General features: G+C 63.4%; 15 protein-coding genes and 1 pseudogene. 9 read left to right on the top strand and 7 right to left on the bottom strand.

From position 1 onward, the window contains the following. Positions 1-9: 9 nt before the first annotated feature. Together MUW49_RS04065 and hutW are read left to right on the top strand one after the other, a co-directional pair. Positions 10-498, top strand: a complete 489-nt coding sequence (locus tag MUW49_RS04065) for an OmpA family protein (RefSeq protein ID WP_010674543.1) — start codon at positions 10-12, stop codon at positions 496-498. A gap of 275 nt (positions 499-773) precedes the next feature. Continuing rightward, positions 774-2,119, top strand: a pseudogene (gene hutW / locus MUW49_RS04060) (heme anaerobic degradation radical SAM methyltransferase ChuW/HutW). Between the two features lie 74 nt (positions 2,120-2,193). Here the strand turns inward: hutW and xseA are convergent. After that, positions 2,194-3,558, bottom strand: coding sequence for an exodeoxyribonuclease VII large subunit (xseA, locus tag MUW49_RS04055; RefSeq protein ID WP_069785002.1), 1,365 nt, complete (start codon positions 3,556-3,558; stop codon positions 2,194-2,196). A gap of 106 nt (positions 3,559-3,664) precedes the next feature. Beyond that, positions 3,665-4,573 carry a DMT family transporter gene (locus MUW49_RS04050; protein WP_069785003.1) on the bottom strand — a complete coding sequence of 303 codons (909 nt, stop codon included), beginning with the start codon at positions 4,571-4,573 and terminating at the stop codon, positions 3,665-3,667. 376 nt (positions 4,574-4,949) lie between these two features. Here MUW49_RS04050 and MUW49_RS04045 point away from each other — a divergent pair, with 376 nt between their 5' ends. The 4 genes from MUW49_RS04045 (at position 4,950) to guaA (ending at position 12,994) form a co-directional block, all read left to right on the top strand. After that, positions 4,950-8,156 carry an alpha-amylase family glycosyl hydrolase gene (locus MUW49_RS04045; RefSeq protein ID WP_223952425.1) on the top strand — a complete coding sequence of 1,069 codons (3,207 nt, stop codon included), beginning with the start codon at positions 4,950-4,952 and terminating at the stop codon, positions 8,154-8,156. 799 nt (positions 8,157-8,955) lie between these two features. Beyond that, positions 8,956-9,591: a YitT family protein gene (locus MUW49_RS04040; RefSeq protein ID WP_223952423.1), complete on the top strand. Its 636-nt coding sequence runs from the start codon at positions 8,956-8,958 to the stop codon at positions 9,589-9,591. Positions 9,592-9,856: 265 nt separating this feature from the next. Then, positions 9,857-11,320, top strand: coding sequence for an IMP dehydrogenase (guaB, locus tag MUW49_RS04035; RefSeq protein WP_010674549.1), 1,464 nt, complete (start codon positions 9,857-9,859; stop codon positions 11,318-11,320). Between the two features lie 84 nt (positions 11,321-11,404). Continuing rightward, entirely contained in the window at positions 11,405-12,994 is a 1,590-nt protein-coding gene (guaA, locus tag MUW49_RS04030; RefSeq protein ID WP_244812426.1) for a glutamine-hydrolyzing GMP synthase, read from the top strand. Between the two features lie 36 nt (positions 12,995-13,030). Here the strand turns inward: guaA and MUW49_RS04025 are convergent, their stop codons facing one another. The 4 genes from MUW49_RS04025 to MUW49_RS04010 all read right to left on the bottom strand — a co-directional run bounded on the left by MUW49_RS04025 (position 13,031) and on the right by MUW49_RS04010 (position 15,491). Further along, positions 13,031-13,432, bottom strand: a complete 402-nt coding sequence (locus tag MUW49_RS04025; RefSeq protein WP_162231286.1) for a hypothetical protein — start codon at positions 13,430-13,432, stop codon at positions 13,031-13,033. Positions 13,433-13,813: 381 nt separating this feature from the next. Continuing rightward, positions 13,814-14,185: a DUF6616 family protein gene (locus tag MUW49_RS04020; protein ID WP_045524762.1), complete on the bottom strand. Its 372-nt coding sequence runs from the start codon at positions 14,183-14,185 to the stop codon at positions 13,814-13,816. Beyond that, positions 14,182-14,964, bottom strand: a complete 783-nt coding sequence (locus tag MUW49_RS04015) for a HEAT repeat domain-containing protein (protein WP_052814498.1) — start codon at positions 14,962-14,964, stop codon at positions 14,182-14,184. The genes MUW49_RS04020 and MUW49_RS04015 overlap by 4 nt, the downstream gene beginning before the upstream one ends. Further along, positions 14,961-15,491 (bottom strand): MarR family transcriptional regulator, encoded by a 531-nt coding sequence (locus MUW49_RS04010; RefSeq protein ID WP_052814499.1) that lies wholly within the window; start codon positions 15,489-15,491, stop codon positions 14,961-14,963. Before MUW49_RS04010 ends, MUW49_RS04015 begins: the two co-directional genes overlap by 4 nt. Positions 15,492-15,751: 260 nt before the next feature. Here MUW49_RS04010 and MUW49_RS04005 point away from each other — a divergent pair, with 260 nt between their 5' ends. Both MUW49_RS04005 and MUW49_RS04000 read left to right on the top strand, forming a co-directional pair. Then, entirely contained in the window at positions 15,752-17,122 is a 1,371-nt protein-coding gene (locus tag MUW49_RS04005) for a leucine-rich repeat-containing protein kinase family protein (RefSeq protein WP_244812425.1), read from the top strand. A gap of 110 nt (positions 17,123-17,232) precedes the next feature. After that, the gene (locus tag MUW49_RS04000; protein ID WP_010674558.1) at positions 17,233-17,880 is read left to right on the top strand and encodes a thiopurine S-methyltransferase; all 648 of its coding nucleotides are present in this window, start codon (positions 17,233-17,235) and stop codon (positions 17,878-17,880) included. Between the two features lie 285 nt (positions 17,881-18,165). Here MUW49_RS04000 and MUW49_RS03995 read toward each other — a convergent pair whose 3' ends face one another. Continuing rightward, entirely contained in the window at positions 18,166-20,940 is a 2,775-nt protein-coding gene (locus MUW49_RS03995; RefSeq protein WP_244812424.1) for an insulinase family protein, read from the bottom strand. Between the two features lie 162 nt (positions 20,941-21,102). Here MUW49_RS03995 and sixA point away from each other — a divergent pair, with 162 nt between their 5' ends. Continuing rightward, complete coding sequence (gene sixA, locus MUW49_RS03990) at positions 21,103-21,570, top strand: phosphohistidine phosphatase SixA (protein WP_201894138.1); 468 nt, start codon at positions 21,103-21,105, stop codon at positions 21,568-21,570. The last annotated feature ends 19 nt before the right edge of the window (positions 21,571-21,589 follow it).

The following is a 21,589-nucleotide window of genomic DNA, read 5'->3' as shown; positions in this document are numbered from 1 at the left end:
ATGATAAGAATGCGCATGTTGAACCCGATCAAAGCGGGCCTGGTGGCACTGTTGCTGAGTGTGCTGGCGGCGTGCCAGAGCCCTCCCCAGGGGCTCACGGCGGAGCAGATCGCCGCCTTGAAGGAGCAGGGATTTCACCTGACCGACGAGGGATGGACCCTGGATATCTCCAACAAGGTGCTGTTCGCCAACAATGTGGGGGCCCTCAACCCCGAGACCCGCCAGGTGGTGGAGAAACTCGGTAAGGCCCTGATTGAGGTCGGACTGAACCGGGCCCGGGTGGACGGTCATACCGACTCCAACGGTGATGAGGCCTACAACCAGCAACTCTCCCTCAAGCGGGCACGGTCGGTGGCCGATGTCCTGGTGTCGGTGGGTATGCCCCAGGGGAACCTGGATATCCGCGGCCGCGGAGAAGAGGCGCCCATCGCCGACAACGCGACCGCTGCTGGACGAGCGGAAAATCGCCGGGTTGCCATCATCATCGGCAATGGCTGACCCCGTCAGCCGGTATCGGCGCGGCGCTCCCGTCAGGAGCCTTGAATCAACCGCCTGATCCTGTGTGTGCCACCACTCTCCAGTGGGAGAGTGGCTCTCTTCCCTTGTTGTTTCACGCTTTCCTTGCCTGACGCGTTGCTGCCCTGATGGGGACAGAGTGACGGCTCAATCCTTCCCGACTTGATCCAGCACAAATACCTGCAAATGATATTCGTTATCATTTGCGTTATTTACGCAGGGTAACCCCAGTGACGACTCTCCAGCTTTCTTCGACCATGACGGGGCTTTGTACCCCGGATCCCCTCAAATTCGCCTTCACCGCCAAGACGTCGGCCCATGCCAGCCGGGGAGGGACCGTCCCCCTGATGCTGGACGATGCCGGCTGGCAAGCCTGGTGGCAGCATGAGAGCGAGGCCAAGGCCCGAGCGCTCTACATCCATATCCCGTTTTGCCGCAAGCGCTGCAGTTTTTGCAACTTCTTCGAAAACGGCGCCAATCCGGCGCGCATGAGCCGCTACATGGAGGCACTCTGCGGGTCGCTGCACCAGGCAGCCGAGACGCCGCTCGTCCAGAGCCGGCCTTTCTCGGCGGTCTATGTGGGGGGCGGCACGCCGACCGACATGGCGGCGGGCGATCTCGCCCGCCTGGCCAGCGCCATCCGCCGTTTTCCCCTGACCGTGGATGCGGAGCTGACCCTGGAAGGGCGGCTCAACGGCTTTGATGACGAGAAGTGCAGACGGCCCTGACGGGTGGCTTCAACCGCTTCTCGTTCGGCGTGCAGAGTTTTGATACCCGCGTGCGCCAGCAGGCGGCCCGCTTCGATGACAGGGAGACCTTGCTGTCCCGGCTGGCGGCGCTGACCCGCCACAACGAGGCGGTGATCGTGGCGGATCTCATCTTCGGTCTGCCGGGGCAGAATGAGGCCGTGTGGCGCCAGGATATCGCGGATGTGATGGCGAGCGGGGTGCACGGGGTGGATCTCTATCAACTCATCTCCATGGCGGGCACCAACCTGGCGCGCGCCGACGAGAAAGGCACCCTGGGCTGGGCCGCCGATGGCCAGCAGCGGGCAGTCATGTATGCCGACGGGGCACGGACGCTGGAGGCGGGGGGCTGGGAGCGGCTCTCCTGCAGCCACTGGCGGCGCACCGATGCCGAGCAGAGCCGCTACAACCAGATGGCCAAATGGGGCGCCGAGATCCTGCCCTTCGGCGCAGGGGCGGGGGGCAACATTCACGGCCACGGCCTCATGTATGGCCGGGATCTGGCGCCCTGGCATGAGGCGCAGGCGAAGGGCGTGCGTGCTCCCGGCATGGTGATGAGGCCCAATCCCGATGCCCGTCTCGACGGGCTGCTGCGAGGGGGGCTCGACACCGGATGGCTGGCGTTGTCGCAATTGCCACAGGGGCTGGTCTCCCACCTGATGCCGCTTTTTGAGGCCTGGCTGCGACACGGGCTGGCACGGCTCTCGGCCGAGCGTCTCGCCCTCACCCTGGCGGGGCGTTTCTGGAACGTGAATTTGCAGGCCGGGTTGTTTGAATACTTACAGACCAACCCGCTGGCGGGGTCGGATACGGCGTCTGCCGATCCGGCGCAGGCGGTGCGCCATTCACTGGTGTGAGTGCGCTGGCCGAGAGGGCCGGGCAAAGAGGGGATGATAGACAAGGGGGGCACTTGATGTGCCCCCCTTGTTCGTTATGGCTGGTGGACCTCGTCCACCCGTACCCGCAGCGCTCCCTCTGCGAGGGTGGTGATCAGGGTCTGGCCTGCATTGACCTGGGATGCGCGGCGGATCACCTCCCCGGAGGGGGTGCGCACGATGGCGTAACCGCGCCCCAGGGTGGCCAGCGGGCTGATGCCGTCGAGGCGGGCTCCCAGCATGGCGAGGCGGTGGCGGGCGAGATCCTGGCGTTTTGCGATGAGGGCATGGAGGCGCTCCTCGGCAAGCTGGTGACGACGTTTGCCGATGGCCAGCCGCTTTTCGGGGCTTCTGGCCTGCAGGCGCATGGCGAGGCCCGCCAGGCGCCGCTCCCCCTGGTGCAGGCGATCACGCAGGTGCTGCTGCAAGCGGCGGTCGAGCTCGTCGAGGCGCTGGGACTGCTGCTCCAGCCGTCGCTTGGGATCCTGATGATCGAGCCGCTTCTGCAGCAGGACGAAGCCATGGCGGGCGGCGACCTGGTGACGGCTCATGGCCTGGGTGAGCCGCTGGCGCAGGTGCACGAGGCGCTGGGCGCGGGTGCGCCTGTCCGGCGCGACCAGCTCGGCGGCGGCAGAGGGGGTGGGGGCACGAAGGTCGGCGGCAAAGTCGCTGATGGTGACGTCCACCTCGTGTCCTACGGCGCTCACCACGGGGATGGCGGAGCCTGCGATGGCCCGTGCCACCGCCTCTTCGTTGAAGCACCAGAGATCTTCAAGGGAACCGCCGCCGCGTCCGACGATGAGCACATCCACCTCGGCGCGGCGGTTGGCAAGCATGATGGCCGAGACGATCTGGGCGGTGGCGGCGCTCCCCTGCACCTGGGTCGGGTAGATGAAAACGGGCAAGTCCGGGGCGCGGCGTTCAAGCACCGTCAGCATGTCGTGCAGGGCGGCGCCTGTGGCGGAGGTGACCAGCCCGACGGCGCGGGGTTCCCGGGGCAAGGGGCGCTTGCGCCCTTCGTCAAAGAGCCCTTCGGCCCCGAGGCGGCGCTTGAGCTCCTCGAAGCGCAGGGCCAGCATGCCATCCCCGGCGGGCTGCATGGACTCGATGATGAGCTGGTAGTCGCCCCGGGGTTCATAGAGGGAGACTCGCGCCTGCACCAGCACCTGCATGCCATCCTGGGGACGGAACGGCACCCGGCGGTTGTTGCCCTTGAACATGGCGCAGCGCACCTGGGCCGACATGTCCTTGAGGGAGAAGTACCAGTGGCCGGAACTTGGCATCGCGAGGTTGGAGAGCTCGCCGGTGAGCCACACCAGCCCCAGATCCTGCTCCAGGATCATGCGCACGGCGCTGTTGAGGCGGGTGACGGTGAAGATCTGCTGTTGTCTGCTCTGACTGGCGGGTTCGAGGTGATTCAAGGCTGGCCCTGCTGTGGTGTCCGCCGGGGCGGGAGAAACGATGGGGGTCATCTTACCCCAGTTGCGCCCATCTGCCGAGCCATGGGCCCGGCAGATGACGCGGAGCCTAGGCTTGTGCCTTGGCCGACTTGACGGCTCTGGCGGGGCTGGTCACCAGCCAGACCGCGAGGCAGACCACGGCGCCGCCGAACACGAAGCCGCCGGTGAGGGTTTCCCCCAGCACCAGATAGCCCCACAGGATGCCGAAGGGCGGAATGAGGAAGGTGACAGTGAGGCTTCGCAGGGGGCCGATGTCGGCGATCAGCCTGAAATAGAGCAGATAGGCGAAGGCGGTGCAGAGGAAGCCGACCGCCAGCACGCTGGCCCAGACCCCAGGCTGGGCCCAGTCGACGGCGGGGCCGGTCGCCAGGGTGTAGCCGAAGAAGGGAAGCAGGAAGAGGACGGCCCCTATCTGGCTGCCAAAGGCCACCAGTTTGGCGTCCAGGCCTCCCCGCTCGGTGACCCAGCGTCTCGTCAGGAAGCCGGCGCAGCCATAGCAGGCGGTGGCGATGAGGCAGGCCAGCACCCCGATGGTCAGTTGGCCGCTCAGGTCGACCTCCCCGGTGGTGGTGATGAGCCCGATGCCCACCAGCCCCAGCATGACCCCGGCCCACTTGCGCAAGGTCAGCGTCTCATGAAAGAAGGAGAAGCCGATGAGGGCTCCCATCAGGGGCGTGGTGGCGTTGAGGATGGCAGAATACCCCGCGGGCAGCCAGAGGGCCGCCACGGCATACATCAGGAAGGGGACGCCGGAGTTGATGATGCCGAGCACCATGATGGATTTGAGCTTGCCCTGAAACTGCATGGGGGTGCGCAGCAGCAGGAGCATGGCGGCGAGCCCGACGAGGGCGAAGAAGACCCGCAGGAAGGTGGTGTTGACCGAGCCGAACGCTGGCGCCGCGATGCGCATGAACAAAAAGCTAGCACCCCAGATGGCTGCCAGCGCGAGCAATCTCCCGTAATCCGATGGTCTCATCGTTTCTCCCTGAATGAACCGCCCTGTTGCCCGAGATGGCAAGGGGGATTGCATCATGGGGGCAAGTGTCCCCGGTGGCAACGGCGCCGTGCAGGAGGCAGGGGCTGACCCTGTGCCCGAGGTGGTCGCGGAGGGCGGCCATCTTGCTCTCCCCGATGGGGGTGCCCCTCACTTCTGCGCCAGGAAATGAAAGCGCTATCAATCACATACAGCCCATGATGAGGTCGACAGTGGTCACATTTTGCGCGTGTTGGCCATGAATTGGCCATGGGGGACTCTAGACTGGTCGGGCTCATCTGAAGGCGGGACGTTGCGGATGGGGGAATGCCGGGACACACCGGCATCACACACAAACAATGAAAATAAAGGACTATCAATGGCTAGATGGATACTCGCGGCCGGATTGTTGGGAACCCTGATCACGGCGCCGAGCACGGCGGCGGAGTGGTTCTTCCGGGGCACCGCGAATGGATGGGCGGCGACCGCCATGACGTCGACGGACGGCGTCAATTTTGATACCTGTCAGCGCTTCGTGAGCGGGGATGCCAGCGGCGGCCCGCGCTTCAAGATAGACAGGTACGGCAACTGGCAGCAGAGCTACCCGGCGGCCGACTACGGGGTCAATGTCAACACGGCGTACCAGATCCGCATCAACGCCAGCACCCAGGCGGTGAGCGCGACGGCGGTGGCCAGTTGCGAGGCCTCGGGGTTTGCCAGCACCTTGCCGCAGCTCAACGTGCGCGGCACCTTCAACGGCTGGGCCAGCCTCCCCATGACCCTGGTAGGGGATCACCTGTGGCAGGTGGAAGCCTACCTGGATGGCAAGGCGAGCCAGCGCCTCAAGTTTGATCAGGCTGGGGACTGGGCCGTCAACTTTGGCGACAGCAACGGCGACGGCGTGCTGGAGAAAAGTGGCGGCGACATCTTCTGGAGCGCCGTGGGCACGGTGCGCATCCAGGTCAACGATCAGACCCTGGCCTACAGCATCACCCCCCTTGGGGATGACAACCAGCCGCCGCTCGCGGTCATCACCCCGGGGGGGACGGTGAACGTGACCCAGGGGGCGTCGCTCACCTTGAGCGGCAGCGACTCCACGGATCCCGACGGCCAGATCGCGAGCTATCTGTGGAGCAGCGGCGAGACCACGGAGAGCATCGTCGTCAACACCACCCAGACCGGCACCTTCACCTATGGCCTCACGGTCACCGACGATCAGGGCGCCAAGGGCAGCAGCAGCGTGAGCGTGGTGGTCGGGGCAGGACAGAGCAGCGACAGCTGGTACTTCCGGGGCACGGCCAACAACTGGGGGCTCACCCCCATGACCAGTGAGGATGGCACCACCTTCTGCACCGAGCAGGCCTTTGGCAGCAACAACCCCCGCTTCAAGATTGACCACAAGGGGGACTGGACCGAGGCGTATCCGGCCCAGGATTACCTGGTCAGCGCCAACACCAGTTATCGCATCTGCTTTGACAGCCTGCGCAAGGCCATCGAGGTGGAGACCCTGGCCGGGGCCGATCTGCAGGCCCCCACGGTGACGGCCACCCCGTCCCCGGGGAGTTATGTGGACAGCCAGTCCATCACCCTGGGAGTGAGCGACGATCAGGACAGCGCCCCCGCCGTGCATTTCACGACGGACGGCAGCCAGCCCACCACGGCATCGGCCCGCTATGCAGGCCAGCCCCTGGTGGCGAGTGACAAGGGGAGCGGCACCGATCTGGTGATCCGCACCCTTGCCATCGACGCCAGCGGTAATCAGCGCGAGCAGCGCTTCGAGTACCGTATCGGCGAGCAGGGGGTGGCGAGCGGCGATTTTCGTGCCGAGAGCATCTACTTCCTGCTGACTGCCCGCTTCTATGATGGCGATGCCAGCAACAACTACTACAACCGGGATCGCTACAAGGCGGGGGATCCCCAGTGGCGTGGCGACTTCAAGGGTTTGATCGCCAAGCTCGACTACATCAAGGATCTCGGCTTCACCGCCATCTGGGTGACGCCGCCGGTGGAGAACCGCTCCGGCCTCGACTACCACGGCTACCATGCCTACGACTTCTACCGGGTCGATCCCCGTCTGGAGTCGCCGGGGGCGGGTTACCGGGAGTTCATCCAGGCGGCCCACGCCAAGGGGCTCAAGGTGATCCAGGACGTGGTGCTCAACCACTCGAGCCAGTACGGTCTGCGCGGCAAGACCTGGATCGATCGCCTGCCCGTCAAATACTACGTACCAGCGGGGTCGAGCCAGGGACTCATCAACAATGGTCCCTATCAGGGCAATCTCGGGGACTACGCCAGTGCCAACCGCTGTGACGACGACAACCCGGCGGCTCCCGACTGGTACAAGGCCCGCTGCCAGTCCGATCCGGCGGGCACCCAGCCCCTGGTAGACCCCAAGACCGGCGCCACCGTGCCGAGCGCAGGCTACAACCCCAACCGCTTCTTCGGCATCGACGCCCAGACCCTGGATCCCGCCTGGTATCACCTGGACGGTTTCATGTCCGGCGGTGACTGGGAGAGCCCGCTTGCCCTGCAGCGCAAGCACATGGCGGGGGACTGCATCGATCTCGCCACCGGCAACCAGAACGTCAAGGACTACCTTAACGGCGCCATTCGTCAGTACCTCGACATGGGAGTGGATGCAATTCGTATCGATACCTTGAAGCACATCGAGCGGGACGAACTGCTGACCTATGTCCACGACTGGCAGGCCCACAAGCCGGGGCTGTTCGTTTTTGGCGAAAACCTGGTCAAGGGCACCGGCTGGGGCTCTGAGCTGGCCAATGACAATGCCTCGGCGGTGATCCGCCCCTGGTGGTATACCCGCACCACGCCGAACCCGGCCAATCCCCGTGCAGGGGGCGATTCCGGCCTCTCGGTGCTGGACTTCTCGCTGTTCTCCACCTTCCGTGACAACGTCACCCGGGGGAACTTTGGCGGGGTAGGGGGGATTTTCGCCATGGACTGGGTTTATGGGGATGCCACCAAGCTCATCACCTTCTTCCAGAATCACGACGTGGGGCCGGACAACGACTTCAAGTACCGCTACGGCGGGGAAGAGGGCAATGCGGCCATGACCTACAACCTGCTCTGGACGGCGCGGGGGATCCCGACCCTCTACTACGGGGAGGAGGTGATGTTCCAGGCGGGCAAGCCCCAGGACATCGACGGGGCCACCATGACGGTGGATCAGACCGGTCGTGCCTACTACGGAGATGTGCTGGACAACCCCGCCACCCCGAGCCACCCGCTCTATCAGCACATCAAGCGCCTGAACCAGATCCGCAAGGCGGTGCCCGCCCTGCAAAAAGCGCCCATGAGCCAGGTGAACGAGTGGGGGAGCGGCATCAGCTTCGTGCGTGATCTGAGCGCCCAAGGGAGCTACGCCGCCGTGGGCCTTGCGGCCAACTCGGCCCAGCAGATAAACCTGAGTGGCCTGAAGAACGGCACCTACACGGACGCGGTAACCGGTGCGAGCCAGAGCGTCAGCAACGGCAGCCTGAGCTTTGCGGTGCCCGCCTATTCGGCGCGGGTCTGGGTACTGAACGGCCCGGGCAAGGTGGGCGCGGACGGCAAATACCTCAAGTAAGGAAGCTCTGTCACAAGGTGCAGCGAGTCGGCCTTCGGGCCGACTTTTTTATTCTGCCTTCTGCCTATGCCTGAATGGATGCCCCATCCTGATGGGGCTCTGGCTGCGGAGGGGTTGATGGATGGGCAGACCTGTGGACTCGCGACCAGCACGCTCATGGGCAGGGGGCTAGAGGGAAGGGGAGTGGTGCATCCGCCGCCTGAGTCACTCCATGCTCTGCATATTGCAGTGCTCATGGCAGTTAGCAAAGCGGTGCCCATGTCGCCTTTGCGCCGCGGTGCAAGGCAAACTGTGCCACTCGGTTGATCTATATTGGTGCAATTGCACTTTATTGGTGCGATCCATCCACATCCGCCCCTGGAGCCCGCCCCGAAGAAACACGCCGTATAGCCCTCGGGCTTACCCCATGACAGGCATCATCCATGCTGAAAAGCGGCATCGTATCGACATGATCTGCCGAAAAACCGGACTGTGAAGGGGATACCACGAGGCCTTTCTCGGTGACTCGGGTAAACATGCTGCGCCACCATGATGGCCGATCACTGAAGTAGTGCATTCGGTCTGCACATTGCGTATTTATCAGAATTTAAATCCGATTATTTATGGTATCGCGGACTCTTGTTTTGATTGGCGCTCTTTTTGCTGTGCCTTGTCATCCCCATGATGGCGACATCAGGGGGCGGGGGAGCGCAAGATTGGGGGTTGGGACGGCAAGGTGAATGGGTCGCCGCCATCAGCCCCAATGCGGCCTGGTTGTCGGGCAACGGATGCCACCATCAAATCGGATCTAAGGAGTCATATGGAAGGTGAAATGACCATGCAGCCAGCGGCCGCGGGCAGGGGGCTGGCCCATACCCTCAAGGACGATGTCTACGGCATGGTGCTCGGGGTCATGTTTATCGCCGTGGGGCTCAATCTGCTCAAGTGTTCCGGCATGATCACCGGCGGCATCGCGGGCATCGCCCTGCTGATCGTCCATGTCAGCACCCTGCCCATCGGCGTGCTCTTCTTCCTGGTGAACCTGCCCTTCATGGTGTTCTGCTACGTCACCATGGGGCGCGCCTTCACCCTCAAGACGCTGATCGTCAACCTCGCCCTCTCGGCGGCCACCCAGGCGGTGCCGCTGCTGCTGACGGTGAGCTATGTCCATCCCCTGTTTGCCGCCCTGGTGGGGGGAACCTTCCTCGGCATGGGGGTCTTGTCTCTGGCGCGCCACAATGCCTCCGTGGGGGGCACCGGCGTGGTGACGCTCTGGCTGCAACGGCGCACCGGCATCAATGCAGGAAAGAGCCAGATGGTGCTGGATGTGCTGGTGTTTGCGCTCTCTCTGCTCACCCTGCCGCTTCCCCTGCTGCTCTGGTCAACCCTGAGTGCGCTGGCCATGAACGCCATGCTGATGAACTGGCACAAGCCGGGCCGCTATCAGGGGAACTGACCGCCGGTCTGGCTGACGGCTGTGAGTGGAAAAAAGGCCGTTCCGGGAGACTGGCGGCAGAAAGGGGCTCAACGGCAAAAAAGATCATCTTGTCGGGAAAAACGGCATGGTTACGGCTGAATTTATTGGTTTTTTGCCCTGTTGGTGGCGTTAAATCGGGCTACGCCATAAAAAATTCAAAAAACTTCTTTACCACCGGCCAATGCATGAGTAAAATTTGTCGGCAATATTTTACACCCCCACTCCTCAACGGTGAGATATTGCCATGCTCAGGATTGCCAAAGAAGCGCTGACCTTCGACGATGTACTGTTGGTTCCAGCCCACTCCACTGTTCTCCCCAATACCGCCGACCTGCGTACCAAGCTCACGTCTGCGATCACGCTGAATATTCCGATGATCTCCGCTGCCATGGACACAGTGACCGAAGCCCGTCTGGCTATCGCACTGGCCCAGGAAGGCGGTATCGGCTTCATTCACAAGAACATGTCCATCGAGCAGCAGGCTGCCGAAGTGCGCAAGGTCAAGAAGTACGAGAGCGGCGTGGTCAGCGACCCCGTTACCGTGCGCCCTGACATGACCATCGCCCAGATCAAGGAGCTGAGCCACAAGAACGGTTTCGCCGGTTACCCCGTGGTGACTGACGGCAACCAGCTGGTGGGCATCATCACCGGCCGTGACGTGCGCTTCGTCATCGATCTCTCCCAGACCGTCGAACAGATCATGACCCAGAAAGATCGTCTGGTGACCGTGCGTGAAGGGGCCCCTCGTGAAGAGGTGGTGGCCCTGATGCAAAAGCACCGCATCGAGAAGGTGCTGGTGGTCAACGGCGACTTCAAGCTCAAGGGCATGATCACCGTGAAGGACTTCCAGAAAGCCGAGCGCAAGCCCAACGCCTGTAAAGACGAGCGTGGCCGTCTGCGGGTCGGTGCCGCCGTCGGTGCCGGTGCAGGCAACGAAGAGCGCGTCGCCGCCCTGGTGGAAGCCGGTGTGGACGTGCTGCTGATTGACTCCTCCCACGGCCACTCCCAGGGCGTGCTGGATCGCATCAAGGCGACCCGTGAAGCCTATCCTGACCTGCAAATCATCGGCGGCAACGTCGCCACTGCCGCTGGCGCCAAGGCGCTGGTGGAAGCGGGTGTCAACGCCGTCAAGGTCGGTATCGGCCCGGGCTCCATCTGTACTACCCGTATCGTGACCGGCGTGGGCGTGCCCCAGATCACCGCCATCTCCGACGCCGTTGACGCTCTGGAAGGCACCGGCGTGCCGGTGATTGCCGATGGCGGCATCCGCTTCTCCGGCGACGTGGCCAAGGCCATCGCCGCGGGCGCAAGCTGCGTCATGGTGGGCTCCATGTTCGCCGGTACCGAAGAGGCGCCGGGCGAGATCGAGCTCTATCAGGGCCGCTCCTTCAAGTCCTACCGCGGCATGGGCTCTCTGGGTGCCATGTCCAAGGGCTCCAGCGACCGTTACTTCCAGACCGACAACGCCGCCGACAAGCTGGTGCCGGAAGGGATCGAAGGGCGCGTGCCGTACAAGGGCCGCCTCAAAGAGATCATCCACCAGCAGATGGGCGGCCTGCGCTCCTCCATGGGTCTGACCGGCAGCGCGACCATCGACGACATGCGCACCAAGGCCGAGTTCGTGCGCATCTCGGGCGCCGGGATGAAAGAGTCCCACGTTCACGACGTGACCATTACCAAAGAAGCCCCCAACTACCGGATGGGCTGATGAAACGGGGCTCTGCGCCCCGTTTTTCCACCCTTTTTTTATCCCGTGCTTTTTGTGACAACATCAGCCTGATGCAGGAATAAAATGACTAAAGACATTCACGCCCACCGTATCCTCATCCTCGACTTCGGTTCCCAGTACACCCAGCTCATCGCCCGCCGCGTGCGCGAGATCGGCGTCTACTGCGAACTGTGGGCCTGGGACGTAACCGAAGAGCAGATCCGCGAGTTCAACCCGAGCGGCATCATCCTCTCCGGCGGCCCGGAATCCGTGACCGAGGCGGGCAGCCCGCGCGCCCCCGAGTACGTGTTCAACGCCGGCGTGCCGGTGTTCGGCATCTGCTACGGCATGCAGACTATGTCCGAGCAGCTCGGCGGCAAGGTGCAGTCCTCCAACCTGCGTGAATTCGGCTATGCCCAGGTCGAAGTGCTGGGCCAGTCCGGCAAGGCCAGTGCGCTGCTGCGCAACATCGAAGACGCCATTGCCGACAACGGCAATGCCCTGCTGGATGTCTGGATGAGCCACGGCGACAAGGTCACCGAGATCCCCGCCGGCTTCACCACCATCGCCCAGACCGCGACCTGCCCCCACGCCGCCATGGCCGACGAAGCCAAGCGCTTCTACGGCGTGCAGTTCCACCCGGAAGTGACCCACACCCGTCAGGGTGCCCGCATGCTGGAGCACTTCGTCAAGGACATCTGCGGCTGCGAGTGCCTGTGGACCCCGGCCACCATCATCGACGACGCCGTCGCCCGCATTCGCGAGCTGGTGGGTGACGACGAGGTGATCCTGGGCCTCTCCGGCGGCGTGGACTCCTCCGTGGTCGCCATGCTGGTGCACCGCGCCATCGGCGATCGCCTCACCTGCGTCTTCGTCGACAACGGCCTGCTGCGTCTGAATGAAGGCCAGCAGGTGATGGACATGTTCGGCGATCACCTCGGCCTGAACATCATCAAGGTCGACGCCGAAGAGCGCTTCCTCTCCGCCCTCGCGGGGATCGACGAGCCGGAAGCCAAGCGCAAGACCATAGGCCGCGTCTTCGTGGACGTGTTCGACGACGAGTCCAAGAAGCTCAAGAACGCCAAGTGGCTGGCCCAGGGCACCATCTACCCGGACGTCATCGAATCCGCTGCCAGCAAGACCGGCAAGGCCCACGTCATCAAGTCCCACCACAACGTCGGCGGCCTGCCGGAAGAGATGAAGATGGGTCTGGTGGAGCCGCTGCGCGAGCTGTTCAAGGACGAAGTGCGCCGTGTCGGCCTCGAACTCGGCCTGCCCTACGACATGCTCTACCGTCACCCCTTCCCGGGTCCAGGCCTGGGCGTGCGCGTGCTTGGCGAAGTGAAGAAAGAGTACTGCGACCTGCTGCGCAAGGCTGACGCCATCTTCATCGAAGAGCTGCGCAAGGCCGACCTCTACAACCAGGTCAGCCAGGCGTTCGCCGTCTTCCTGCCGGTGCGCTCCGTCGGCGTCATGGGCGATGGCCGCAAGTACGACTGGGTCATTGCGCTTCGCGCCGTCGAGACCATCGACTTCATGACCGCCCACTGGGCTCACCTGCCGTACGACTTCCTCGGCCACGTGTCGAACCGCATCATCAACGAGATCAACGGCATCTCCCGCGTGGTGTACGACGTCTCCGGCAAGCCGCCTGCCACTATCGAATGGGAATAAGCGGTTAACGCCTCTCCCTGAGATCACGCAAAACTGTCAAAAAGGCGCCCTTGAGGCGCCTTTTCTTTTTCCAATCGTTTGCGAGAAAATTTTGCTCCTGGCGAAGGGGATAGAGGCCCTGTTGCCAACGTTGTCATGGTAAGTGCCCGAGTCGATAGGCAGAGCCTCATCTATCGCATCCACACAAGGCGGCAGGCTGTGGTTTCTCCGGGCAGGGGAAAGGCTTTGCTGCATAGCCTCTGAAGGCCATCCACGAGTGTTATGCCCAGAAAGGTAAGTGCCACTGTGTCCAGCATCAAACACTTCTTCAAAATCCCCCCAAGTGATAGCAGGCGCACCAGTTACCGTTTCAAATGCAAAACCACGGTGCCGCTGCCCAACCCGCTCCACGGGGAAGCCATGGTGCAGATCTTCCAATCCCTGGATGGGTCGGCTCATATCACCTCCATCACCCCGATCTGGGTGGGTTGCGGGGAGGGGGAGATCGCCTAACCGGTTTGCTCTAACAACCAGCAATAAGAAAGACGCCTTATGGCGTCTTTTCACCTCTGTTGGTTTGAAAGCACTATGGCGGCGAACCTTTGTCACGACGACCCGGATCTTGCTCACTTGTGCCATCGCGATGGCTCATCACGGCATCAGGAGATATCAGCGTTTTTTGAAGGGAGTGGGAAGGAAGTGGGAAGGGAGCGGGGCTGTGGCGCCGCTTTCCCAGGTGGTGGTGACCTGGGTTTGCAAGGGCAGTGCATGGAAAACAGTGCCACCGGTGTCGGCAGCACTGACGCAAAGCCTGGTGGGATAACGCTCTTTTAGGGGTTATCAGGCCAGGGCGGGGCTGGATGTAGCGGCGCAGGGCAGGGCGGCCAACTGTGCAAGGTGCTCGCCCAGAGAGACCCCGGCGCCGGTGGCGTTGACCGTCTCGAAGTAGTCGTGCCAGCCCGATGCGGCTATCCCCTGGACGAGGGCCTCGATGGCTGCGGCATCCGGCCCGCGCCAGATGGCGAAGAAGGGGTGGGGCGCACCATGGAGGGTGGCAGCATCGGTCTCGCCCAGGGCGATGGGCTCCACCCCGAGGGCGGCGAGGTTGGCCATGCCTGTGCCAATGGCCTCGAAGAACTGCTGACGAGCCGTCTGGCTCAATGCCAGCCAGGCGGGAGTGGGGGTGTAGAGCTCTGTCAGATAGTGGGTCATAGGGGTTCCTTCGGGAGTTGGCCCTTGCGCAAGGTGCGCAAGGCGCGTTGACAAATCCGGGTTGTCGCGGGACTGGGGCTTTCGCGAGACCAGCGCGCGCAGAGGTCAGTGACCCACTGTGGCCTGTCTTTGCTCGCATCGTTCAGCCAGTTGGCAACGGAGTCCTGCACATAGAGGGCGGGATCGGCCTTGAGGGGCTCGAGCAGCATCAGGGCCTGCTCCGGCGCTTGTCGCAGGGACGCAAGATGGGTACACCAGACGCCGCGGGGCCGGGTCGCTTCGCTGGCAAAGCGTCGCAGCCGCTCGGACGGCTCCGCCGTCAAGGGCACCAGGGCGGCAATGGCCGCCTCCAGCTGCGCAGCAATGGTCGTTCGCATTGCGAGCCAGGCCCACTCGCGCACCCCAAAGTGCGGGTCATCGGCGAGGGGGCGAATGAGGGCCAGGCGGTCGCTGAGCGACAGTCCCTCGCTCGCGCCCACCATGAAACAGGCCCAGCCCCGCACGGTATCGGAGGGATGACGGCTGAGCGCCGCAAGATCCCTCGTGCCGTTCTCGGCCAGGAGCAGCCTGGCGGCCAGTGCCATGCGCCGGGTAATGCCCTCCCCGGATGCGGCGTGCATCGATGCCAGCGCCTGGGGCCCGAGCGAAGGCAGGGTGCACTGCATCAGGGCGGCAAAATCCACCGCTAGGCATTCGGTCAGGTTGCTTGCCTCAGCCTCTCCCCGGTTGAGCTGGGCGAGGCGTGAGGGGGCGATATCCGTGATGCGGCTGCGTGTCATGGGTGCTCCTCTGTGGCGGCCTCAGTGCAGCCTGCCCGGGATGAGATGACATTGAGCCAGGCCCGCTTGAGCAGGGCGCTCAGGGTTTCCCGCTCTGCCTGATCGAACCCGGCAAACAGGGAGCCTATCCACTGGCTGTGCTCATCGAGCAGGTGCTGCGCCAGGGCCTGGCCCTGCTCTGTCAGGCGCACCGAGATCTTTCGCCTGTCCTGGCTGTCGCTGTGGCGAGCCAACAGGCCGTCCCGTTGCAGCCCGTCGAGCAGGCCGGTGATGGTGGCCCGTGTGACCCCCGCCTTGTCGGCAAGCTCGTGGGGAGCCAACCCTTCTGGCAGGTCGCGCAGCAAAAACAGCAGCACGAACTTGCCTTCGGAGAGGCGGTGAGGGGCCAGGCGCGCCGCGCACGCCTGATCGATGGCAGCGGCGAGGGTCAACACCTCAAAGCAGACGCGCATGTTTTGGGTGTCCGCGTGTCCGCGGCGCTCTGCATCCTCGAGCAGGGCGAGGTGTTTCTGTTCCAGCGTGATCATGATGGTGAGTCTCGAATGACTTTGTATGGCGCCATACTATATGGCGCCAATCAAATGATCAACCACCCAAGCGCGCGACCGGAATGGTCCATGGCAACGGAGAGCGGGAGTGTGGCGATGGGGGGCCTTTGCAAGAGAAGGCGTTGCAAGAAAATCGGCCATCTTTGGCCGTCATTCCCTATAATGCCCCTCCTTTGTGGTCTGGGGGGAGTGTCCCGCAGTGAGCCACCGCAAGCCCGAATGTTGATAGAGACGATCCCATGCATACCCTGGAACAGCTTCGCGCAGGCGAACTCTGCGGCGCCCGCCACCTCAAACTTGCTGAAAACCTCGCGGTGTTCCCTCCCGAGATCCTGAGCCTCAAGGAGACCCTGGAGGTGCTGGATCTCACCGGCAACCAGCTGAGCGAGTTGCCTGACGCGCTGGCCGAATGCAAGAAGCTGCGCATCCTCTTCTGCTCCGAGAACAACTTCACCGAACTGTCCGAGGTGTTGGGGCGCTGCCCTGCGCTCACCATGGTGGGCTTCAAGGCCAACCGCATCGCGACCGTCCCGGCCACCTCCCTGCCCGCCAGATTGCGCTGGTTGATCCTGACCGACAATGCCATTGAACGACTGCCGGACGAGCTGGGGCAGTGTGACGCCCTGCAAAAGCTGATGCTCTCTGGCAACCGGCTACATGAGCTTCCCGAGACGCTTGCCGGTTGCCACCGTTTGGAGCTTTTGCGCATCGCCGCCAACCGCCTGCCAGCGCTGCCGAGCTGGCTGCCCTCGATGCCGCGTCTGTCCTGGCTGGCCTTTGCGGGCAACCCATTCTGTGATGAGCAGGCGTGTCTGAACGGCACATCGGAGCTCACTACCGAGATCCCCTGGCAGGCGCTCTCACTGGGGGATGTGCTCGGGGAGGGAGCATCCGGCGTCATCTATCGCGCCGAGTGGGCGGGTGCCGAAGGGCCCGGGGCGGTGGCGGTCAAGCTCTTCAAGGGGGCCGTCACCAGCGATGGCTTGCCCCTGAGCGAGATGACTGCGTCCCTGGCCGCCGGTCGTCATCCAAACCTGGTCGGTGTGATGGGGAGAGTGAGCGATCATCCCTCCGGCATCCCGGCACTGGTGATGCCCCTGATAAACCCCGCCTTCGCCACCCTGGCGGGCCCCCCGAGCCTGGACTCCTGCACCCGGGATGTCTATGGGGAGGATCTGAACTTCACCCCGGCCCAGGTGATGGCCATGGTGCAGGGGGTGGCTGCGGCCGCCCGGCACCTGCACGAGCGGGGCATCCTCCACGGCGATCTCTACGCACACAACCTGCTGTACTCCTTGCAGCCCGCGATGCCTCACTCGTCGCAGGAGGCGCCGGGCCGGGTGCTGCTCGGGGACTTTGGTGCCGCCTCCTGTTACGACCGCGCCGATGAGGTGCTGGCCGGGCGGCTGGAGCGCCTGGAAGTGCGGGCCTTTGGCTGCCTGCTGGCCGAGCTGCTGGCGCGCTGTAATGGGGGCGACGCCGACCTTGACCCCCTTCATCGACTGGCCAGAGAGTGCGGCTTTGAGGTGCCTTCCCGGCGACCCACCTTCGCGCAGATCCTGACCCGGCTGGCAGCGATGGCGACAAGCCTGCCTGGGGTCGTGGCCTGAGGCCTGCCCATCGTGGGCGTTCTCTTGCACAGGGGCGGGATCATGGGGCTTGCGCCACTTCGGTGAAGTTGTGATAGTGATGCACCATTGCAGATGACGAGAGGAAGATGATGGAAGCGGCATTTTGGCACCAGAAGTGGAAAGAGAACCGGATTGGCTTTCATCAGGCAGATTTCAACCGCTGGCTGCAATCCTGGTGGTCGGCCCAGCAAGGGAGCGACCCCGTGCTGGTGCCCCTTTGCGGCAAGTCCCGGGACATGCTCTGGCTGCGTGAGCAGGGGCATCCGGTGGATGGCTTCGAGCTCTCCGAGCTCGCCATTACCCAGTTTTTTGACGAGAACAACCTGAGTGCAGAGAGAAGCGAGGTGGGTCCCTATCAGTGCCACCGGCACGAGGATCTGCGCATCTATCAGGGGGACTTCTTCGCCGCTCCGGAGCTTGGTCAGCGTTATCGCCTGGTCTATGACAGGGCGGCCCTCATCGCCTTGCCGGGCGCCATGCGCCGCCAGTATGCCGCCCTGATGAGCCGCCTGGTGGAGGCGGGAGGGCAGGTGTTGCTGGTGACCCTCGAGTATCAGCCCGAGCAGCAGCTACAGCCGCCGTTCTCGGTGGGGGAGATGGAGGTGCGCACCCTGTTTGAGCGCGACTTTGGTGTCGAGGTGCTGGGCCGGGGGGCTGAGCTGGATCACCCCAGGGTGCTCTCGGGGCAGCTCTCCTATTTCGACGAGGTGGCTTACCGGCTTATCCGCCGGGGCTGAGGAGGGCGCGAGGCCGCTGCCAACGAGGGAAGTGGCGCTTGTTTTACCTCCTTTGACATAGATCAACGTGGAAAATCAGGGAAATGCCTAAGATGAGGCTGTTTCTCAATCACTGCTGGTGCCGACCGATGAGCTCTGGTTTGAACGCCGGTCGAACATCAACCCAGTGTCTGATTTTCACGCTCATGTTCACTTTTGGCGGCTCTGGTCGCAATTGATTATGGTTTTTCCAGCCGACCCCACAGGGTCGGCTTTTTATTGCCTGCGCGTTGCCAACAGGGGAGGTCAGCCTTCGAAGGTGGCGGCGTTGAGCCGAAATGCCCGTGGATCGTCGATAAACTGGCCGGTGATCCGCTCGTCATGTTCGTGCCCCTGACCATAGCTGCAGAGGATCAGCCGATCGGAGGTGCGCGATCGCAGCTGGGTGATAAAGCGCACCAGATCGGCGCGGCTCAACTTGCCCACCTCGTCGCAGACCCGTTCCCGCTGATCAAACCCCAGATCCTTGTTGCCGATGCTGACCCAGAGCCGCTGGCCGCGGCTGCGCAGGTTGGCATCCCGCTCGCTCAACTGGGCTTGCAGCCCCGCCTTGCTCTCTTGCCACTGTTGCTCGGTAAATTCGAGCATGGCGAGCGGGAAGAGGTCGATAAACTCCTCCACCGCATCGAGCAGGATCTGCGGTCCCGCCACCGGCGACTGGATATAGAAGATCAGCCCCGGATGGCGATTGAGAGGCAGGTTGCCGGCGCCCACCACATACCCCAGTTGCTGGCGGGTGCGCAGCTCGTGAAAGAAGGTAGAGGACATGATGTGGTTCGCCAGGGTAAAGCAGGCGAGATCCCGCGCCCGGGTGGTGCGCGACTGGTAGTAGACCAGCAGCGCCGAGTCCTCGTGATCGCACCCCTGTTCGCGAATGAGGGTACCTCTGTCCTGGATGGAGATGAGGGGGCGGCGGGTCTCGGCGCTGGGCTGGCTGTTGGCACCGAGGTGGCGCTCCAGCAGGGCCGCGAGTTCGAGGGCCTCGGCGGCCGTCCAGTCTCCGTGTACCAGGGCCTCCAGATGCACCCTGGCAAAGAGCTCGGAGACGAAGCCAGGCATCTCCCCGAGTTCGACGGTGCGCAGGTGGCGCAACAGCTGCTCGAAGGGCGGGTTGTTGGGTTGCAGCAAACTGGTGAGCTGGTTGAACAACTGGGAGATGGGGCGGGTCTTGGCCTGGTTCTCCCAGTTGCGGATAAGCTGCTCCTTGATCTCGCTAAAGCGGGCCGGATCCGGATACCCCAGGGTGCGGTTGCCGAGGATCATGTCGAGCAGCAGCGGTTGCTTGTCGGCAAAACCGCTGAGGTTGATGGTAAAGCCCCCCTGATGGGCATAAATCTGGTAGCCAAGGCCCGCGAGCTCCGCCGGGTAGGTGAGGGCGTTGAGGTGATCCGTGAGCAGCTCCACGGCCAGACGCGCCATGGCGATGTGACGGGGGCTCTTGACCGCATGTTCGCTGTCGACGGAGATGTAAAGGCTGCCCTTGGGCACGCTGAACTGATGCTCGTGCAGGTGCCAGAGCCGGAAACCGGGCCTGTCGATGAGGCAGGACGGCATGTCGGCGGGCAGTGCCGGTAGACGGGCGTCGAGGCGGGTGCTGATGAAGGGGTTGGGCGCCGGCAGGTGCAGGGCGGGATCCGGTTCACTCTGCTGCCAGCGGATCTTCTCGGCCTCGCTGATGATCTGGACGCTGTAGGGTGTCTGGTACCAGCGGGCGAGGCGATCCGTGCTCACTTCCGGGGCCTGGATGGTCACTCGCAGATTGTGGGGGGTCAGCTTGGCGAGGAAGCGCCGGATCAGCGGCTCATCGAACTCGCGCATCATGTAATCGCCGTAGAGCAGATCGTCCGGCCCATAGCTGAACAGGTTGAGCACGAGGCCGGAGACGGTGTCGAGGGCCCGGCCACGCTCCTGGAAGCGGAAGGCGGACTCCAGCACGCTGCGCTTCTCCTCATAGCGCCAGGCCTGCACCCCGTCCCGCTCGATGAGCTTCAGATAGCCAAACAGGGCGGCGATGATCTCGTCCACATGCTCAAGCCCAAGGGGGGTGAGGCCAAAGCTCACGCCAAAGTCCTTGAAGTTGGCGCCGCTGATGCCGCCGCCGGCGGCGAGCTGATTGACCCAGCCTCGCCCCTTGAGCAGAGAGAGCAGGCTGCCTTCCCCCTCATAGCCGATGAGGTGGCTCAGGAAGGTGAGGGGTTTTTTGTCGTAATACGCATCCACGCACGGCAGCGGGAAGGTCAGCGCCAGCTTGCGGGTCTCCTTGACCGGGGTCAGCTGGATGCGAATGCCGAGATCATCGAGTCGGTAGAGAGGATGGCTCAGTACCGGAGGGCCGAGGCGGCGATCCGGAATGGCACCAAAGAAGCGATCACACCAGGCCAGCTGGGTCTCGATGGGTGCCGGTGAAAGCATGACCAGCGCCATGCGATCCGCACTGTAGTGGGTTTCGTAGAACGCAATGAGGTCCGAGCGCAGATCCCGGCCGGGGAGATCCGCCAGGGTGTCGAGGTTACCCACCGAGAATTTGGAGAAGGGGTGGTCCGGATTGACCGTCTCCTTGTGCACCTGGTAGCTGCGGCGCACATCGTCCTGCAGCTTGAGGCGGTACTCGGAGTCCACCGCGTTGCGCTCCTTGTCGACCCACTCCGGTGCAAAGGTGGGGCAGATGAAGAACTGGGAGAACCGGTCGAGCCCCGCCTCGAAGAAGCCGTTGTCGATGTCGAAGAAGAAGTTGGTGAACTCGGTGCCAGTCCAGGCGTTGTTGCTGCCCCCGTGACGGCTCATGAATTGCTGGTACTCACCGGGTTTGGGGTAGGTGCGGGTACCGAGAAACAGCATATGCTCGAGGAAATGGGCCATGCCCTGGCGATCGGCTGGATCGTCGAAGTGGCCGGTATTCACCGCCAGGGAGGCGGCGGATTTGTCGGTCTCGGGATCACAGATCAGCAAGACCCTGAGCCGGTTTGCCAGCTCCAGATAGTGATACCGCCGATGGTCATTGGGACTGGCATATGGGCTCATTGGGGAGGGGCTCGCGGTGAATTTATTTGAATTTAAACATGATTATCGACCCCGCTATCTTGCGAGGCAAACCCTTTTCTGAGAGGTGGCGCAATTGTTTCCCCCGGCATGGCGGGGTAAGATTCCCCCGCTATTTAAACAGGCCCCCTGGGCGAGGTTGTAATGAAAATCTACATCATGCGTCATGGCCAGGCTGGCATGAACGCAAAGACTGATGAACAGCGTCCACTGACCGAGCAAGGCATCGAAGAGTCCATCCACATGGCGGGCTGGCTGGCTCCCCAATTGGCAGGCTCCCTGAACCTGGTGATCCACAGCAACTACCTGCGTGCCAGACAGACCTGGCAGGCCATCGCCCCCGAGTTGCCCAAGGCCCTCAAGGTCGAGGAGAGCGGCGACATCACCCCCTATGGGGACCCGGCTTTCGTGGCGAGCTACCTCACGGAGCTGGCGGCGGAGCATGACAACATCCTGATGGTCAGCCACCTGCCGCTGGTGGGGTATCTGGTCCAGAGTCTCTGCCCGGCGGCAGGGGCCCCCATGTTCGCGACGTCCGGGCTGGCCTGCATCGAATGGCAAGATGGCAAAGGAGTCTTGCTCTGGTTGGAAGGACCGCATACAATACGGTAAAAGTTAATAATAAGTTACA

Source organism: Aeromonas sp. LsrichE-8G (genome assembly GCF_022869435.1).
In the GTDB taxonomy this organism is placed as follows: domain Bacteria; phylum Pseudomonadota; class Gammaproteobacteria; order Enterobacterales; family Aeromonadaceae; genus Aeromonas; species Aeromonas caviae.
The sequence above is the reverse complement of the archived record's forward strand: the minus strand, read 5'-3'. Positions and strand labels throughout refer to the sequence as shown.

Coding starts and splice junctions, on each gene's coding strand:
- MUW49_RS04065 (WP_010674543.1), top strand. CDS start 10: ATGCGCATGTTGAACCCGATCAAAGCGGGCCTGGTGGCACTGTTGCTG.
- MUW49_RS04005 (WP_244812425.1), top strand. CDS start 15,752: ATGCATACCCTGGAACAGCTTCGCGCAGGCGAACTCTGCGGCGCCCGC.
- MUW49_RS04000 (WP_010674558.1), top strand. CDS start 17,233: ATGGAAGCGGCATTTTGGCACCAGAAGTGGAAAGAGAACCGGATTGGC.
- MUW49_RS04015 (WP_052814498.1), bottom strand. CDS start 14,964: ATGACACGCAGCCGCATCACGGATATCGCCCCCTCACGCCTCGCCCAG.
- MUW49_RS04050 (WP_069785003.1), bottom strand. CDS start 4,573: ATGAGACCATCGGATTACGGGAGATTGCTCGCGCTGGCAGCCATCTGG.
- MUW49_RS04045 (WP_223952425.1), top strand. CDS start 4,950: ATGGCTAGATGGATACTCGCGGCCGGATTGTTGGGAACCCTGATCACG.
- MUW49_RS04020 (WP_045524762.1), bottom strand. CDS start 14,185: ATGACCCACTATCTGACAGAGCTCTACACCCCCACTCCCGCCTGGCTG.
- guaA (WP_244812426.1), top strand. CDS start 11,405: ATGACTAAAGACATTCACGCCCACCGTATCCTCATCCTCGACTTCGGT.
- sixA (WP_201894138.1), top strand. CDS start 21,103: ATGAAAATCTACATCATGCGTCATGGCCAGGCTGGCATGAACGCAAAG.
- MUW49_RS04010 (WP_052814499.1), bottom strand. CDS start 15,491: ATGATCACGCTGGAACAGAAACACCTCGCCCTGCTCGAGGATGCAGAG.
- MUW49_RS04040 (WP_223952423.1), top strand. CDS start 8,956: ATGGAAGGTGAAATGACCATGCAGCCAGCGGCCGCGGGCAGGGGGCTG.
- MUW49_RS04025 (WP_162231286.1), bottom strand. CDS start 13,432: ATGAGCCGACCCATCCAGGGATTGGAAGATCTGCACCATGGCTTCCCC.
- guaB (WP_010674549.1), top strand. CDS start 9,857: ATGCTCAGGATTGCCAAAGAAGCGCTGACCTTCGACGATGTACTGTTG.
- MUW49_RS03995 (WP_244812424.1), bottom strand. CDS start 20,940: ATGAGCCCATATGCCAGTCCCAATGACCATCGGCGGTATCACTATCTG.